The following is a 743-nucleotide window of genomic DNA, read 5'->3' as shown; positions in this document are numbered from 1 at the left end:
CACAACCAGTAAGTGCTATAGCCACTGACGCTGCTAGCAAACTCATTTTGTTCATTCTGAATCTTCCTTTTTCAAGGGTTAGTTATCTTTTATTTTCAATTACTAAAACTAACACTAAGGTTTACTTTCTTATAAATGAGTCACTTTTAGGACTTTGGTTAGGAGAAATCAAGACACGAAAAACCGCATAAAACCCGTAAAATTTATTTGAGTTTTTTGTCGATGAGGAAGGAAATGAGACTTTGATCACGGTTCCACTTTTTGTTTTTAGTGATTTAATGGTCAAAATAACATTATGTATTTTAAGTGGTTATTTTTTGTTGCTTGAGCGTAACGGCTTTGGGCTGTGATAAATCATATTGATTTTAAATTCTTCAACGCGATCAGCCAGTTCAGGCTTTGGACGCAAAATGTAGCTGTACACCTCGCCATCAAGTAGTTCGTCATAAGGCGAGTAGCTCAGATCAAATGCTAACGATTGTTGTCTGGTCGTGGGGTTACTAATGTATTCGTAGCAGTCAATTAGGTAAGTCGGATCGTAGGGGTTAGGATCGGAGATGATGTCGACCTGATAGTTTCCTTGACCAGCAATGACATGGCTGCCGTACCAGATGGCGACATCAGCACAATACAAGTTTGGATTGTAAGTGCGTAAGTTGAGATCGGAATCGATGCTTTCACCATGAGGACCAATGACTTGAGTTCCATGGTGATAAATATAATTGCCAATTTCAGCCACGAGA

1 protein-coding gene and 1 pseudogene are annotated in these 743 nt (G+C 39.0%); one reads left to right on the top strand and one right to left on the bottom strand.

Going from position 1 to position 743, the window contains the following annotated elements; genetic code table 11:
* On the top strand, positions 1-191 hold a 191-nt coding region (locus tag R8N47_RS24900), incomplete at its 5' end, for a hypothetical protein (RefSeq protein WP_318186068.1).
* A 119-nt stretch (positions 192-310) separates the two neighbouring features.
* Here R8N47_RS24900 and R8N47_RS24895 read toward each other — a convergent pair.
* A pseudogene (locus R8N47_RS24895) lies at positions 311-743 on the bottom strand (hypothetical protein); the annotation flags it as partial.

The sequence above is a fragment of the Vibrio sp. 2132-1 genome (assembly GCF_033344315.1).
Note: the sequence above shows the minus strand (reverse complement) of the source record. Positions and strands in the feature narration are given on the sequence as shown.